Origin of the sequence: Halomonas sp. 113, from assembly GCF_904067645.1 — a bacterium.
GTDB classification, from domain to species: domain Bacteria; phylum Pseudomonadota; class Gammaproteobacteria; order Pseudomonadales; family Halomonadaceae; genus Vreelandella; species Vreelandella titanicae.
The window spans coordinates 3,974,516-3,989,399 of the sequence record NZ_LR881453.1; the positions used below are offsets into that span (position 1 = coordinate 3,974,516).

Below are 14,884 nucleotides of genomic sequence, written 5' to 3' on the forward strand. Positions count from 1 at the left end.
CCGCCAAGGCGCCACGGCTTGCGTTGGCAGATTAGAGATGACAGCCGACCAGCGTTGCTCTAAGTTTGATTGATTGATCAGTAATACGGATAGAACTGCGATGGGATTAGCCCAGCCATCTCTACGGCCAGTGTACCGACAACCCTTAACCAGGTTGATGGCCACGCTATGCCTCTGGCTGGCAATCGTCGCAAGCGGACAGGCTGATGAGCCCGACACCTTGGCGGCATTAACCTTTATTACTGAAGAGTACCCGCCCTATAACTATATCGATAATCAGCAATTAACCGGGATATCGATTGATTTGTTGGAGGCTATTTTTGCAGCGACAGAAACACCATTAAGCCGTAATGACGTCCGTCACTACCCTTGGGTTCGCGGCTATGAGCTGGCGCGCAGCCAACCTAATACGGTGCTATTTTCCACTACGCGTACGCCCTCAAGAGAGGTCAATTTCCACTGGGTGGGGCCGATTGCTCAAGACCGGGTCGTACTGCTAGCCCACCGCGACGCACCGATTGTGGTTGATTCTTTGGCTCAAGCGATTGATCGCGGCCTGACCGTAGCGGTCATTCGGGAAGATATCGGTGCCCAGGCACTGTTGGAAGCTGGCTATCCTGAGCACTTACTCGTATCCGCTATTGATAACCGAAGCGCACTCAATATGCTAACCCGCGGGCGAGTTGACCTATGGGCTTACAGTCAGAATGTGGCTGGCTGGATAGCGGAGTCAGAAGGTTATCCTAAAGATATTTTAACCCCCACACACACCCTCAGCGAATCTTCGCTATACTTTGCCATCAACAAAGCCACGGATCCACGTCTGGTAGCGCTGATGCAGCAGGCCTTAAACAGGGTGCAAGCAGGACGAGTCGAGAGGTAGTTGACGATGGCTAACGACCTAACTCGCCGATGGCAATACTGCATGGGCGTTGCCCTGATCACCGTTATCGGTAGCTGCAGTCTGCCACTTCATGCGATGCCGCTGACGATCAATACCGAAGAGTATCCACCGTTCAATTATTCGGACGACCAAGGGCAAATAATCGGTAGTGCGACGCGACTGCTACGTGATGCGCTTCGCCAAGCTGACATAGAGGCTAATTTTCGGCTGCTGCCTTGGGCACGCGCTTACACCGAAGCACGCTTAAGGGAGAACCATTGCGTCTACTCCACCACCCGCACCCTTGAGCGTGAAGCGCTGTTTCACTGGGTGGGGCCACTGGTCGTCAATGAATGGGCAGCGTTCAGTTTAGCCGAGCGTGGGCTCAATGTTGATTCACTTTCCGGGCTGAACGCTTGGCGAGTGGGCAGTTTTAGGGAAGATGCCATAGGCGATTACGTCGCTGATAGCGGCATTAATGTGCTACTTGCTCCTTCGGAGCGAGAAAATATCGCGCGTTTAAAGGCGGGGCTACTAGATGTGATTGTGACAGGCAAAGCAACCGGTGAATTTATGGCACATGAACAGGACATCGCGCTAGCGCATTTATTTACTTTTTATCGCGCACCGCTTTATCTCGCCTGCCACCTCAACGTTTCGAAAGCACTGCTGGAGCGACTGCAAGCCCAGCTGGATGCCCTGCAGGGGGAGAGCCAGTGATAAGTCCCCGCCCTCGCTTTCCTATGTTGACCACTGGCGTCGCGCCTAAAAAAGGCAGCCTGACCACTAAGCAAGCGCTACTCACCCTGCTCATTGCTATGCTGATTAGTGGTGTAGCAGGAAGTATTGAACTTCTCAGCCACGCTACCAATATGCGCCAGGAAACCGAGCAACGCATTACTCAACAGTTGGCGGTCGTTAACGGCGCCGCAGCAGAGGCCGCTTTCCAGCTTAACCCCGACCTCGCCCACCAAATCGCCTATGGGCTATTTAATGCTGACGAGGTCGCATGGGTGTCGATTCGTGACGATTTTGGGCGCGCTCTGGCTGAATTTGAGAGGCCAAAACAGGCTGATTCGACTTGGCTCAGCCAATATTTATTTGGCGATATACTGCACCACCAAACCGACCTCGCCTACTACATGGGCAGCGACATGCCGGAAGCTGTCGTCGGCGAGATTGAGCTGATGCTGGCAGAAGGCTACTTAACCCAGCAGTTCCTCGCGCGTATTTACACGGTGGTCGGGGTGAGTATTTTAGAGGCGTTTATTTTAAGCCTAGTGGTGATCGCTTTTTTTCATCTATTTATTACTCGCCCATTGCTCAAGGTACACGCAGCTATTGCCCAAACCGATCCCAATCGTCCCGGCCAGTGGCCCAAGCCAATGTTGCGAGGACATCAGCATGATGAGTTAGGGCATCTGGTGGATAGTTTGGATCATTTGTTAAACGCGTTTCAGCAAGGCTTGGAGCAGCGCGACCAGCTCCATCATCTCTCTAATATGGATGGCTTGACGGGCGTGGCGAACCGACGCCACTTCGATGAGTTTTATCAACAACACTGGCACTTGGCGCAGCAAACCCAGCAGCCGCTATCGGTGATTTTTATCGATATCGATAACTTTAAGGAGTTTAACGATCATTATGGGCACGCCATGGGCGACGACACCCTGCGCGCCGTAGCAAAAGCGCTCAATCAGTGCATTGCCCCCGCCAGGGATTTACTCGCCCGCTACGGCGGCGAAGAATTTGTCTGTGTACTGCCAGGTCAGGATCATGACGACGCTGTGGGCGTTGCCAACTGCTTGCGCGAAGCAGTGCTGTCACTGGCCATTCCTCATGCTTTTTCAAGCACCCATTCAGAGCTTACCGTTAGCATGGGTGTTGCCAGCATGTCGCCCGGCTTATCAATTAGTGCTGAAGCGCTGATTGAGCGTGCCGACCAGCACCTTTACCACGCCAAACGACTGGGTCGAAACCGGGTCGAAACACGCAAACGCCCGGCATAAAGCCGGGCGTTAAGCACACATATTGCACAGAGCTGGTACTTTAAAGCAGCCAGTGAGCGGCCACAGCAGCCAGACCAATGATCATCGCCGTTAGCACCGCTACTGTGACTACCCTATCTAGCCAGCGATCGAAAGCAACTCCTTTAGCCTGCCGTCGTGTCGCTCCATGGCGCCCTTGCCGCGCCATCAGCATTTTCGCTTCATGTGTCACTGCTCCCCAACTACCTTGCCCCGCAATCAAAGGCTTGGTTACTTTTTATTAGTGCTGATGACTGATGCTAACTATTAATGCGCCGATTGACCACACTCGGTGCACGGCGCAAGCGCTCTTCTTCACCTAACAGCTCGGCTTCAAAGGCGTCCGCACCCACCGGCGTTTCGCCATGGCGGCGATAAAGCTGCGTTAGCATCGCCTTGCGGTCGGCGCGTAGTTCCTGAACTAATACGAACACCATCATATACAAGATAAAGGTGAACGGCAGTGCCGACAGCACCGAAGCCGATTGCAGCCCCGTTAAGCCACCTGAGGCAATTAACGTCAGGCAAATAGCGGCGATCAGCACACCCCAAATGACGCGCTTATAGAGCGGCGGATTGATCGAACCATTATCGGTCATTTGCGCCACGATATACGAGGCCGAGTCAGCGGAGGTGACCAGGAAAATAAAGATCAGCAGCATCGCAACGACCGACAGCACGCCGGTAAAGGGCATCAACTCAAACATCTCGAACAGTGCGACGGTTATATTATCCTGGGTTGCGGCAGCAAGACCGATATCGGTACCGTTCAACTCCATGTGCAGCGCCGCGCCACCGAATACGCCAATCCATAAACAGGCCAGCAGCGGCGGTACGAACAGCACCCCAAACACATACTCTTTGATGGTACGCCCCCGTGATACCCGGGCAATAAAGGTACCTACAAACGGCGACCAGGCAATCACCCAGGCCCAGTAGAAAATCGTCCAGTTGCTTGCCCACTCATTATCACCATAGGGAGAAATGCGCAGGCTCATGCCGATAAAGTTCTGCAGATAGTCACCAATCCCCACCGTGATGGTCTCTAATATCGCCACGGTTGGGCCAGTGAACAGCACATACAGCATCAACCCGATGCATAAAATCATATTAAGGTTAGAGAGGCGTTTAATGCCTTTATCCAAACCCGACCAGGTGGAAGCCATATAGGCGCAGAACATCACGAAAAGAATCACAAACTGCCAGAAACCGTTCTCCGGCAGGCCAAACACAGCGTTTAAACCGCCATTCATCTGCAGCACACCTAACCCTAACGAGGTAGCCACCCCCATTACGGTGGCGACCACGGCAAATACATCCAGCCAGGAAGCGTAGGGACGAATTTTAGGATTCTTAGCCGTTATCGATGACAGTACGGACGACACCAGTCCTGCCTGCCCTTTGCGGAACTGAAAATAGGCAATGATCAAACCGACAATCGAGAAAGCTGCCCACTGGTGTATCCCCCAGTTAAAGTAGCTGTATTGAATAGCGTAGCGGGCGGCCGCTTCGGTTTCGGCGGTTCTGTCGCCATAGGGCGGCTCAATGAAGTGAAACATGGGTTCCGCCATGCCATAGAAGACCAGTCCGACACCAAAGCCTGCGGCCAGCAGCATGCTGATCCACGAAAAGAATGTATAGTTGGGTCGACTGTCCTGGGGGCCTAAGCGCACCTTGCCATACTTGCTTAGCGCCAGGCCAAACAGAAAAATGACAAAACCAAAAACCGAAAATAGATAAAACCACCCGAATAGCCCGGTAACAGTAGTCAGTGCGCCCTCTGCAACGTTTGCAAATCCTTCAGGAAATGACGCCCCAACAACTACCAAGCCAAAAATAATCACCACCGATGCGATGAATACCGACTTGCCTCCATGATTAGCCATATAACCGTCCTGTTAAATGAGCTCTGTTTAGGTAAGCACTGCGTATTAAGCGCATGCTTGTACAACTAAACTTGCCTTGTACAGCTTAATGGTAACAGTTGAAAAATCTAATCGCACTGTGGCCAAGCAGTGAACTTGCTAGAGCTACTGTGTTCCAATGGGTGCGAATAACCGATGGAGGCTCTCATGCCACAGATGAATCGCGACCAACGCAACGCTGCATGGCAAGCGGCTAACCAATGGCGCGCCCGTGCTGCGCAAACTCAACCCACCGGAGTGGCGGGCAGCTTGAAGCTGCTGCTCACGTGGCTGGCGTTTGGCGCGTTAATGATAGTCGGCGTGGTACTCGGCCTGTTTTTCTTGCTGATTGGCTGGGCAATGATGCCGTTTATGCGCCATAAAATGAAAAAGCGTATGGAGCAGATGCGCGCCCAGCAGGCACAGGATATAGGTGGGGGATATTCTCAAGGGCATTCTCACGGACATGCTTCCCCGCATACGTCTGCGCAAAACCGTCCTGGTCATCAGGATGTCTTGGAAGGCAGCTATGAAGTTAAAGATGATCGATGAAGTTAAAGATGATCGTTAACCCGTTAGTCACTTTTTCGCGCCACCTAGTGCCGTATACTTTGTTACAGCGGCGCGTAAACCCAGGTAAATGCCGCGGCCAAGGTCAGCGGCATAACGACCAGACTGCCCAGGTTACCAATCAGCACCAGCGAAGCCACTTTTTGTGGCGCCAGCTTATACTGCTCTGCGACCAAGTAATTCAACACCGCAGGCGGCAGTGCCGCAAATACCAGCAGCACCGCCGCCTGAAGCGCATTTAGTGGCAGTAGCCACATCAACGGCAAAGCAATTACTAATCCGGAAATCGGACACAGCACCGCCCCCAGTATCCCCATACGCCAATCGCTAAAGTCGATCTCCAAGAGCCGCACCCCTAACGCAAACAGCATTAGCGGAATACATACCCCGCCTAGCATATGCATCGCCTCCAGCAGCCAGCCAGGCAGCGGCAGGCCACTGATATTCACCGCTAAACCCGCCAGACTCGCGAGTACAATTGGCATGCGCAGCATTCGCCATAGCGAAGTGCGCGGGTTAAGCATGTAAAGCCCCACCGAAAAGTGCAGCAGCATTTCAACGATAAACACCACCACCGCCGCAGGAAGCGCCTCAGCACCAAATGCCAACACCAGCAGCGGTACGCCCATATTGCCCGCATTGTTGAACATCATCGGCGGAAGGAAGATTTTGCTATCCAGCTTTAGCCACTTTGCCAGCGGCCAAAGTACAAGCCCCGACCCCAGCACTACTGCTATCGCTGCCGTGGCCAGCCAGGCGTACTCAGCTAACGGCGCTTGCCGGTCAGCCAGCACGGCGAACACCAATAGCGGAACGAACAGCTCCATGTTGAGGGTATTGAGACTGCGAATATCCGGTGTACGGTAGCGCCCATAGGCTGCGCCACAGCCAGCGATTAAAAATACTGGCAATAGCGTGGCCAGAATATGTCCAATCATACGGACCGCCCAGCCCTATTCCTTGTTATCACTGTTGCGTCCTGGTTACCGTCTGACTAGCGGTTATCGGCGGTGGAAGGTTCAAGAAAGCGCTGCCAGAGCGCGGTGACTATATCGCGATGCGCACGGAATTCCTCACCATCGCTGAGTGCTTTCTGACCGGTGAGCGCCGCTCGGTGCGTAGCGCTGCGATAAGCCAGATAAGCCTCGCGAAGACGCTCTGCCTCTTCAGCTGGTAAGTGCCCACTCTCGGTCAGGCTCTCTAGAATGCGGATATTATCGCTGTAGGTAAGTAACGCAGGCGTTTGGTGAGCAAGCGCTAACACCGCGTATTGGCAGAGAAACTCGATATCCACCATACCGCCCGCATCGTGTTTGACGTTAAAGGTATTGCTGGTGGTTTTACTGCCCAGATGGTCGCGCATTTTCTGACGCATCTTGACCACCTCTTCGCGCAGTGCAGCTTTATCTCGCTCACCACCTAGAATATCGCCCCGTAACTGACTGAATTTCTCGGCCAGCGAATCGCTACCCGCCACCACCCGGGCGCGCACCAATGCCTGGTGCTCCCAGGTCCAGGCATTCTGACGCTGATACTCGGCAAAGGCTTTAAGCGATGTCACCAATAGTCCTGAATTACCCGAAGGCCGCAGGCGCATATCCACTTCATACAGCGTGCCGGTGGGCGTTACCGCGGTGAGCAGGTGAATAATACGCTGTCCCAGACGGGTAAAAAACACTGGCGTATCAATGGGTCGTGGACCAACAGTTGTGCCCTGACCATCGCTATCGTGAAGGAAAACAAGATCTAAATCGGAGCTGTAGCCCAGCTCAATGCCGCCCAGTTTGCCGTAACCAACGATCAGAAAAGCCGCTTCCCCGGCATTCAGCCCCTCAGGAACACCGTGCTTGCGGGTAATATGCTTCCACGCCATCGCCAACACGGCATCGAGAATGACTTCGGCGATATAGGTTAAGTAATCGCTTACTTTCATTAGATGCCGAGTACCCACGATATCCGACGCCGCTACGTGCAGGGTTTGAGCGTGTTTAAAAACGCGCAATGCCTCTAGCTGGGCCTCTTCATCATCCTCTGGCAAACGATTCAGCGTTTGGCGCAGCTCATCGGCAAGGCGCGCTTTATCGGCGGGGGTATACAGCGTTTCTGGCGTCAGCAGCTCGTCGAGCAGAATGGGATAACGCGACAGCTGTTCAGCTATCCAGGGGCTCGCGGCGCACAAGCGCATCAGGTGTTCGAGCGCCTGGGGGTTTTCGCGCAGCAGCGCAAGGTAAGCTGTACGCCGCAGTACGGCCTCAATCAGCGGCTGTACCCGTTCAAGCGCGGTATCCGGTGCTTCATTGCCCGCCACCGCATCCAACAGCAGCGGCATTAACGCATCCAAGCGCTCGAAGCCAATCCGCTGCATGCTTTGCACTTGCCGAGAATGATAAAGGCTATGCAGCCGCTTCAAGGCTTTTTCTGGCTCGTTAAAACCCGCCTCGGCCAGGTACGCGCTGGCCTCCTGCACTTCTAACTCGCCGCGCCAAATAAGCCGCCACTGAGCCAAGCCAAGCTGGCTATCATCGTTGGCCTCATCGACATCCTCTTCGGGGTCGGCAATCACGGCATCAAAGTGTTGGCGCACCCGCTCGCGCACTTCGTCAAGCTGGGCTATCAACCCCGGCCAATCTTCATGCCCCATGGCGAAGGCTACCCGTTCACGATCAGCATCATCGCTGGGCAAGGTCTGTGTCTGACGGTCTTCCAGTGCTTGGAGAGCGTGTTCGACATCGCGCAGAAAAGCATAATCAGGCAGCAGCTCATCGACCACTTCCTGCGGCAACAGGCCCAGCTCGGGCAAACGATTGAGCGCCGTTTTTAGCGATGTCACCTGCAGCTCCGTATCGCGGCCGCCGCGAATCAGTTGGAACGCCTGCACGACGAACTCAACCTCACGAATGCCGCCGGAGCCAAGTTTGATATTGCTCTGCATGCCTTTGCGCTTCACTTCGCGGTTGATCATCGCTTTCAGTTCACGCAGCGACTCAATGGCGCCAAAATCCAGGTATTTGCGATACACAAAGGGGCGCAGCCCGGCCAACAGCTCATCGCCCGCGTCCAGATCCCCCGCGACCGGGCGCGCCTTGAGCATGGCGTAACGCTCCCATTCGCGGCCTTGATCCTGGTAGTAGCTAGAGAGCATGGCAAAACAGCCCACCAGCGGCCCACCGTCGCCCAAAGGCCGCAAGCGCATATCGACACGGAAGGCGAAGCCGTCGGCGGTCATGGCATCCAGGGCGGCAATCAGCTTTTGCCCCAGCTTGGTAAAGTATTCCTGGTGCTCTAACGGTTTGCGCCCACCTTGCGTCTCACCTTTTTCAGGGAAGGCAAAGATCAGATCGATATCGGAAGAGAGGTTCAGCTCCCCAGCACCTAGTTTGCCCATACCCAGAATCACCAGACGCTGGGGCGTGCCGTCTTTACGTGGGGCAGGTAAGCCCCAACGCGGCGCGTAAAAACGTTCAAGCCAGGTTAATGCCGCTTCCAAGCATATTTCGGCAAGCTCAGACACCGCCGTGGCGGTACTCCACATGCTATGGCCAGAGGCACGGTTAAGGTCACGCCAGATAATCCCCAGCATACGCTTGCGACGAAAACGGCGGATTACCCGCTGCATCGCCTCTTCGTCTTCGGCACTCTCAAGTGACTCACTCAGCCAGCTAGCCAGCTCATCTCGACCTGGGTTTACGTCCAACTCACCGGCAATATCCAACTCGGCCAACCACTGGGGGTAGCGAACCAAGGTATCCAGCGCGAAGGTCGAGATGGTCAATACTCTAGCAAGCGCCTCGCGACGCTGCTCCGAAAGCCCTTGCCAATTACTGGAAGGCAATTCCTGCTTGGTAATCTCGGCGACATTATCGGCTTGAGCAAGCGCCTCGCGTAGCCGCTTCCAGGCGGATTGGGTGGCAGTATGTAACGACGCTGGCAGCGTCGACAACGGTAAGAAATCGTCGTTCACTTGCATAACTACCTCGCTGACAGCGCGTCAAAAACGTTCGCTTTCAATTACCTGCTTAGCTAAAGAATTTTTCCCAGCCCAATAGCCCCCAGGTAAGCCCGGCCATGATCAGCGACAGCATCACCGCCGCCGAACCAATATCCTTGGCCCGCCCTGAAAGCTCATGGTGCTCGGTACCAATCCGATCCACCACGTTCTCAATCGCACTATTAAGCAGCTCCACTATCAGTACAAAAAACAGACTACCCACTAGCAGTAGCCAACTGATAGGTCCTTCACCGATCCACCAGGCAAGCGGCAGCAGTACTACCGTAATGCCGACCTCTTGACGGAAAGCCGCCTCGTTTCTGAACGCCGCTTTCAGGCCTTTCCACGAATAGCGCGTGGAGTGAACCAAATGTGTTAAACCGGTATGCCCAGGTTTCATGCAGATCGCCTCACCTTGTGAGCGTAGAGTTTGTTCAATTCGCTAACATCATTGCTTCTAGATCCTGTGACAACGGATCCAGCACTTCAGTCCAGCTTAAATAAGGCGTACTGCCGTTACCATTGACCATGACACTAAACACCCCCCAGCGCCCTTGCGCAGTGCGAAAATAGCCCGCCGCGGCGCGTACTGCAAAAGGTTGGTTAAGCGTGCCGGTTTTGATCATGACATTGTTTTGAAACGTGGAGGAACCTCGCCGAATGAAGCGCATTACCCCGTTAGCGGGTGACTGAAAGGCCGCCACAAAGCTGGGAAACAGGCTACTTTGACGAAACATGTCCTCCAGCATTACGTTAACGCCCTGGGCCGATGTGCGGTTTTCAGTGGTCAGTCCGCTACCACTATACAATGTTAACGGCCCGTGCCCGGGCAGGCTGTGGGCGTAAGTTTCAATCGCCTGGCCCGCCTGGCGTAGCTGTGCCTGGGGTGTCTCGACGAGATCCAGCGCCAGCACATCGGCCATATAGTTATTGGAGTAGTTCATGATGCGCAGCAATAGCTCTTGCAGTGGCTGGCTGTCCACCGCCGCCAGACGCTGGGCGCTGCTAGGCGGCTGAGACGAGCTAACGCGCCACGGTTCGCGCACCTGTATACCCGCCTGGTTCAACATGCCCATTAGCACTTGCGCGGTTGTTTCGGCGGCATCCCCTGCGCCACGGTAGACATCGCGTGCAGTGGCATTGGTGGAGATCTGCCCCGTCAAGCGCATCACGTCGCCACGCTCATCGGTAATTCGTTCAGCGCTAATCTCAGTACCGCTATTGGCGGGGCGGGTGATTACTTGGTTATCAATGGTGATCAGCGACGTCTGGCTATCGCATAGCCCCACTTGGGCGGGCTCACCCGCGTTCGTCGCTGGTGCGACATTAACGCACCAGCTACCAAAGTTAACGCCAGCTGAGGAGAGCGGCGCGCTATAGGCATTGGCAACCCGAGTCAGGGCATTACAGCGGTCCGTGGTAATACAGTCCACTGACCCAAAGCGCCACTGGCTGACCACCAACGCCCCCTCTACCTCACGCACCCCGGCTAAGTGCAAACGCTGCACCAAACGCCAAAGGTTCTCAGTGGTTAGGCCCGGGTCCCCGCCGCCCTCAAACACCAAGTCACCGCGTAACACCCCATTTTCAATGCTAGCGGAGCTGACCAGTTGGCTGGTAAAGCGGTGCTGGGGGCCAAAACGGTTTAGCGCCGCCGCCGACAAGTAGGCTTTAGTGACTGAAGCGGGCGACAGCTGGCGATCCGGGGTGATGCTGCCCAACAACGCATTGGCGCCTGCATCAGCATCCAAAAGGCGTGCTTCTGCACTAATCGAAAAGCCTTTGCTCTGCAGTTGGCCCAGGCGATTGAAATCGGCGAACAGACTGGTGCTGGCACACAGCGCCAATGTGGCTACACCTGTCACCAGCGACCAGCGCTGCATGCGCTTAACAGCAAAAAAACACCCCATTACAGCTCCTCAATGCACATTCATTTTTGAAAACATTTGCAGCATTACCACGCCTGCTACTATCAAACTAATTCCTATCACCGCCGGCAAATCAGGCTTTTCACCGAATACCACTATGCCGACCAAGGTGACCAGCACAATGCCCAGGCCTGCCCAAATCGCATAGGCAACCCCTACCGGCAGCGTGCGCAGCACCAGGCTGAGCAAATAAAAAGCTAACCCGTAACCCACTACCACCACCACGCTGGGTAGCGGGCGCGTGAAGCCCATGGAGGCTTTTAAGGCGCTCGTGGCGATCACTTCGGCCACAATCGCCAACACCAAATAGACAAACGTCATGTTCGCTCCAACTCAACGCATAAACGCCACAGAACCTGACCACTCTGAGCATACTTAGCTTCGAAAGGGGTTAAATAGTCCCCTTTAGGCGCAATTTCAGTCACCGCTGCCTGTTTGCCGGTTACCTGTGCCACTGCCAAAGCAAACTCTTCAACGTAGAGGAACCAGTTGGAGCGCAACTCAAGACACCCGCCAAGCGCCAACAGTGTGGGTAAAACCGCATGGCCATGCCAGCGCATTTTTAGGTGCCCCGCCTTGGGGTAAGGGTTCGGATAAAGGAGAAAGTGATACTCTGGCGCCCAGCCAGCCTGATAGGCCAAGCGCCAAAAGTCGACCAGATCCGCTCTTACCAGCAGCGCATTGTCAGGCAACTGGCCGTGATCGCGCCCCAAACGATCCTCGCTGCGATCCACGCCGATTACCGCATGGGCAGGGAACTGCACCGCCAGTTGGCGGGTCGATATCCCCACGCCACAGCCCGAATCGAGTATCAACGGTGCCTGACGGCCCACGAACCACTCTGCCGCCAGGGCGAAACTGCGCTGCGTGTGTTCGGCGATTGGTTTACGTAGCGGATGCGTTAACGCTCGGCTCACTCGTCGGGCGAGATCCTGATGTGGGCCTGGCTGATTAGAAACCACTGGTCGAGAAGTATGCTGCATGCCATTACTCGGCTGAAAAGCGTGATTCTATCAGTCTCGAACGCTTGCGGCATGACGCCGTTGCTCAGCCGGTGCTATGATCACGCATAACGTGCTTCTTAGCGTACTTATTAAGCGCATGGTACTAGGCATCATATACCGAGTACTTTTGCCGATAATTGTTATTACCACCACCGCACCACGAGGAACCCGGCTTGTCACACTTACCGGTGATTGTCGGCATGGGCGGCATCAATCCCGCTGGCAGAACCTCTGGCCATCAGGCCTTCCGCCGCACCGTGCTTGATGCCCTTCCTGCTGACCAGCAACGCCAGACACTGGAAGGCTTGGCCGCGCTTATGCGTCTAGTCGAGCACTCCGAAGAGGGGTGGCACGATAGTCAAGGTCAGCCCGTAGAGGCTCCAGCGCAGTCGCTGCGCGATCAGGTGCTGAACCACACCCTGATCCGACGCAACGAAGACCCTCGCTTTCTCGACCCTGGCATGCCGTCAAACCGGCAAGCCAGTATGCAGTTGGCCGAGCCGCTACGCTTTACCCTGCGCCGCCGCCAGTTACCCGAACACCTGCCGGAGGATTGGCAGGTGCGCGACATTGATGTCCGCGAGGTAGAGGTGAGCGTACCTGCAGGGGTGTTAGAGGTACTGCTTCCCGACGCGCAGTTACCCAAGGTACGCGCGGCGGCCCAGCTACCCAGCGGCTTTGACCCCGCAAACCTCTACCGCAGCGTGCACCACCCCCGCGGGCTATCGCTGGCGGTATTTGGTGCCAGCGACTGCCTGGGCGCCAGCGGTCTTTCTTGGGAGACGCTGCGCCAACAGTTAAATCCGGATCATATTGCCGTGTACGCCGGGAACTCCATTGGACAGCTAGACGATCAAGGCTGGGGCGGCTTACTGAAAAGCCTGGTGAGTGGTCAACGCGCCACCTCCAAGCAAATGCCTCTGGGCTATGGTCAGATGCCCGCCGACTTTTTGAATGCCTATGTACTGGGTAGCGTAGGTGGCACAGGCGCAGCGTTAGGCGCCTGTGCCAGCTTTCTCTATAACCTGCGCCTGGGTATTGATGACATTCGCGCCGGACGCCGTCGTGTTGTGATGGTGGGTACTGCAGACGCTCCCATCACCCCGGAAATCATCGAGGGTTTCCGGGCCATGGGTGCGCTAGCTGACGACGCTGGTCTGAAAGCCCTGGATGCTCTGGAGCTGCTCACCGACAGCGATTATCAGCGCGCCTGCCGTCCGTTTGCGCGCAACTGTGGCTTTACCATGGCGGAAGCCAGCCAGTTCGTGCTGCTGATGGACGATGCCCTAGCGTTGGAAGTCGGCGCGGATATTCTCGGAGCGGTGCCTGATGTGTTCGTTAATGCCGATGGCTACAAGCGCTCGATTTCGGCGCCGGGCATCGGCAACTACATCACCCTCGGCAAAGCGACTGCGTTGGTGCGCGATATGCTGGGAGAAAAATCCCTTAAAGAGCGCAGCTTTTTGCACGCTCACGGCACCAGCACACCCAAAAACCGCATTACCGAATCCCATGTGTTCGACGAAATTGCCCGCGCCAACGGCATTAGCGACTGGCCCGTAGTGGCGATTAAAGCCTTTATTGGCCACTCACAAGGCTCCGCGGCGGGCGACCAGTTGGCGAGCGCACTGGGTAGTTTTGCCCACGACTTGCTGCCGGGCATTCCCACGCTGGATACGGTGGCTGACGATGTCTATGCTGAGCGGCTGCGCTTTTCTCAAACGGCACAAACTTTTCGCGCGGACGCTGCTTTTATTAACGCCAAGGGCTTCGGCGGCAACAACGCCACCGGCGTGGTGCTTTCACCTGCGGTGACCGAACGCCTGCTGACGCAGCGCCACGGCGCGGCGGCGGTGAACGCCTGGAAAACCCGTCGCGAAACCACCCGCGAAGCGGCAGCGGCCTACTTGGCCCAGGCAGACCGTGGCCACTACGCTCCACGCTATCAGTTTGGTGAAGCGGTGCTGGAGGGCCCAGAGCTGGATATTCACGCTGACCGGATTCATATCCCCGGTTACGACCACGCCGTCTCCTTAACCAGCGATAACCCGTTTGGCTGCCTGGACGAGGAGAGCGAGGAATGACCACGCGCAAACTGAATATCGCCGTCTACCCCGGCACCTTCGACCCTATCACCAATGGCCATTTTGACCTGATCGAGCGCGGCGCACGGATGTTCGACAAAGTGGTCATCGCGGTGGCGGCAAGCCCTGGCAAAAGCCCCCACCTCGACTTGGAAACGCGCATGAGCTTAGTGAAAGCGGTCTGCGCGCCGCTGCCCAACGTTGAGGTGATCGGCTTCTCGACCCTGCTCACAACCATGATGCACGAACAGGGTGCGACAATCATTCTGCGCGGCCTGCGCGCGGTCTCTGACTTTGAGTACGAGCTGCAGTTGGCCAATATGAACCGCGCACAAAACCCGGAGCTGGAGAGCGTGTTTTTAACCCCCGCGGTAGAAAATTCGTATATCTCTTCAACCATCGTGCGCGAAATTGCCAAGCTTGGCGGCGATATTTCCCCCCTGGTGCATCCTCAGGTCGCCGAAGCGCTGCGTAACCACTACACTAGCTAACCAAC

General features: G+C 55.7%; 13 protein-coding genes. 6 read left to right on the forward strand and 7 right to left on the reverse strand.

Annotated features, from left to right (window positions below; all coding sequences use genetic code 11):
• Positions 1-157: 157 nt before the first annotated feature.
• The 3 genes from YERSI8AC_RS18805 to YERSI8AC_RS18815 are packed head-to-tail and all read left to right on the forward strand — an operon-like array spanning position 158 to position 2,892.
• A complete protein-coding gene (locus YERSI8AC_RS18805; RefSeq protein ID WP_236557349.1) occupies positions 158-883 on the forward strand; it encodes a substrate-binding periplasmic protein in 726 nt (241 codons plus the stop codon).
• 6 nt (positions 884-889) lie between these two features.
• Entirely contained in the window at positions 890-1,603 is a 714-nt protein-coding gene (locus tag YERSI8AC_RS18810; RefSeq protein ID WP_230804808.1) for a substrate-binding periplasmic protein, read from the forward strand.
• Positions 1,600-2,892, forward strand: a complete 1,293-nt coding sequence (locus YERSI8AC_RS18815; RefSeq protein WP_022522087.1) for a GGDEF domain-containing protein — start codon at positions 1,600-1,602, stop codon at positions 2,890-2,892. The genes YERSI8AC_RS18810 and YERSI8AC_RS18815 overlap by 4 nt, the downstream gene beginning before the upstream one ends.
• A 278-nt stretch (positions 2,893-3,170) precedes the next feature.
• Here YERSI8AC_RS18815 and YERSI8AC_RS18820 read toward each other — a convergent pair whose 3' ends face one another.
• On the reverse strand, positions 3,171-4,796 hold the full coding sequence (locus YERSI8AC_RS18820; RefSeq protein WP_009287453.1) for a BCCT family transporter: 1,626 nt from the start codon (positions 4,794-4,796) through the stop codon (positions 3,171-3,173).
• Positions 4,797-4,982: 186 nt separating this feature from the next.
• Here YERSI8AC_RS18820 and YERSI8AC_RS18825 point away from each other — a divergent pair, with 186 nt between their 5' ends.
• Positions 4,983-5,366, forward strand: coding sequence for a hypothetical protein (locus tag YERSI8AC_RS18825; RefSeq protein WP_022522085.1), 384 nt, complete (start codon positions 4,983-4,985; stop codon positions 5,364-5,366).
• A 62-nt stretch (positions 5,367-5,428) separates the two neighbouring features.
• Here YERSI8AC_RS18825 and YERSI8AC_RS18830 read toward each other — a convergent pair whose 3' ends face one another.
• From YERSI8AC_RS18830 to trmB, 6 genes are read right to left on the reverse strand one after another with little or no spacing between them, the layout of a single operon-like run.
• Positions 5,429-6,322: an AEC family transporter gene (locus YERSI8AC_RS18830; protein ID WP_022522084.1), complete on the reverse strand. Its 894-nt coding sequence runs from the start codon at positions 6,320-6,322 to the stop codon at positions 5,429-5,431.
• Between the two features lie 56 nt (positions 6,323-6,378).
• Complete coding sequence (glnE, locus tag YERSI8AC_RS18835; protein ID WP_159177305.1) at positions 6,379-9,351, reverse strand: bifunctional [glutamate--ammonia ligase]-adenylyl-L-tyrosine phosphorylase/[glutamate--ammonia-ligase] adenylyltransferase; 2,973 nt, start codon at positions 9,349-9,351, stop codon at positions 6,379-6,381.
• Between the two features lie 49 nt (positions 9,352-9,400).
• Positions 9,401-9,772: a diacylglycerol kinase gene (locus YERSI8AC_RS18840; protein ID WP_022522083.1), complete on the reverse strand. Its 372-nt coding sequence runs from the start codon at positions 9,770-9,772 to the stop codon at positions 9,401-9,403.
• A gap of 34 nt (positions 9,773-9,806) precedes the next feature.
• On the reverse strand, positions 9,807-11,282 hold the full coding sequence (gene dacB, locus YERSI8AC_RS18845) for a D-alanyl-D-alanine carboxypeptidase/D-alanyl-D-alanine endopeptidase (RefSeq protein ID WP_138799852.1): 1,476 nt from the start codon (positions 11,280-11,282) through the stop codon (positions 9,807-9,809).
• Between the two features lie 9 nt (positions 11,283-11,291).
• Positions 11,292-11,621, reverse strand: a complete 330-nt coding sequence (locus YERSI8AC_RS18850) for a DMT family transporter (RefSeq protein WP_022522081.1) — start codon at positions 11,619-11,621, stop codon at positions 11,292-11,294.
• Positions 11,618-12,283, reverse strand: coding sequence for a tRNA (guanine(46)-N(7))-methyltransferase TrmB (gene trmB / locus YERSI8AC_RS18855; RefSeq protein ID WP_022522080.1), 666 nt, complete (start codon positions 12,281-12,283; stop codon positions 11,618-11,620). The genes YERSI8AC_RS18850 and trmB overlap by 4 nt, the downstream gene beginning before the upstream one ends.
• A 221-nt stretch (positions 12,284-12,504) precedes the next feature.
• Between trmB and YERSI8AC_RS18860 the strand changes: the two genes are divergently transcribed.
• Together YERSI8AC_RS18860 and coaD are read left to right on the forward strand one after the other, a co-directional pair.
• Entirely contained in the window at positions 12,505-14,388 is a 1,884-nt protein-coding gene (locus YERSI8AC_RS18860; RefSeq protein ID WP_053857192.1) for a beta-ketoacyl synthase, read from the forward strand.
• On the forward strand, positions 14,385-14,879 hold the full coding sequence (coaD, locus tag YERSI8AC_RS18865) for a pantetheine-phosphate adenylyltransferase (protein WP_022522078.1): 495 nt from the start codon (positions 14,385-14,387) through the stop codon (positions 14,877-14,879). Before YERSI8AC_RS18860 ends, coaD begins: the two co-directional genes overlap by 4 nt.
• Positions 14,880-14,884 lie beyond the last annotated feature (5 nt).

What these genes read in the sequence shown, in the direction of transcription:
- YERSI8AC_RS18830 (WP_022522084.1), bottom strand. Translation starts at nt 6,322, where the DNA reads ATGATTGGACATATTCTGGCCACGCTATTGCCAGTATTTTTAATCGCT.
- glnE (WP_159177305.1), bottom strand. Translation starts at nt 9,351, where the DNA reads ATGCAAGTGAACGACGATTTCTTACCGTTGTCGACGCTGCCAGCGTCG.
- YERSI8AC_RS18850 (WP_022522081.1), bottom strand. Translation starts at nt 11,621, where the DNA reads ATGACGTTTGTCTATTTGGTGTTGGCGATTGTGGCCGAAGTGATCGCC.
- YERSI8AC_RS18805 (WP_236557349.1), top strand. Translation starts at nt 158, where the DNA reads ATGGCCACGCTATGCCTCTGGCTGGCAATCGTCGCAAGCGGACAGGCT.
- YERSI8AC_RS18860 (WP_053857192.1), top strand. Translation starts at nt 12,505, where the DNA reads ATGGGCGGCATCAATCCCGCTGGCAGAACCTCTGGCCATCAGGCCTTC.
- coaD (WP_022522078.1), top strand. Translation starts at nt 14,385, where the DNA reads ATGACCACGCGCAAACTGAATATCGCCGTCTACCCCGGCACCTTCGAC.
- trmB (WP_022522080.1), bottom strand. Translation starts at nt 12,283, where the DNA reads ATGCAGCATACTTCTCGACCAGTGGTTTCTAATCAGCCAGGCCCACAT.
- YERSI8AC_RS18825 (WP_022522085.1), top strand. Translation starts at nt 4,983, where the DNA reads ATGCCACAGATGAATCGCGACCAACGCAACGCTGCATGGCAAGCGGCT.
- dacB (WP_138799852.1), bottom strand. Translation starts at nt 11,282, where the DNA reads ATGGGGTGTTTTTTTGCTGTTAAGCGCATGCAGCGCTGGTCGCTGGTG.
- YERSI8AC_RS18840 (WP_022522083.1), bottom strand. Translation starts at nt 9,772, where the DNA reads ATGAAACCTGGGCATACCGGTTTAACACATTTGGTTCACTCCACGCGC.
- YERSI8AC_RS18820 (WP_009287453.1), bottom strand. Translation starts at nt 4,796, where the DNA reads ATGGCTAATCATGGAGGCAAGTCGGTATTCATCGCATCGGTGGTGATT.
- YERSI8AC_RS18810 (WP_230804808.1), top strand. Translation starts at nt 890, where the DNA reads ATGGCTAACGACCTAACTCGCCGATGGCAATACTGCATGGGCGTTGCC.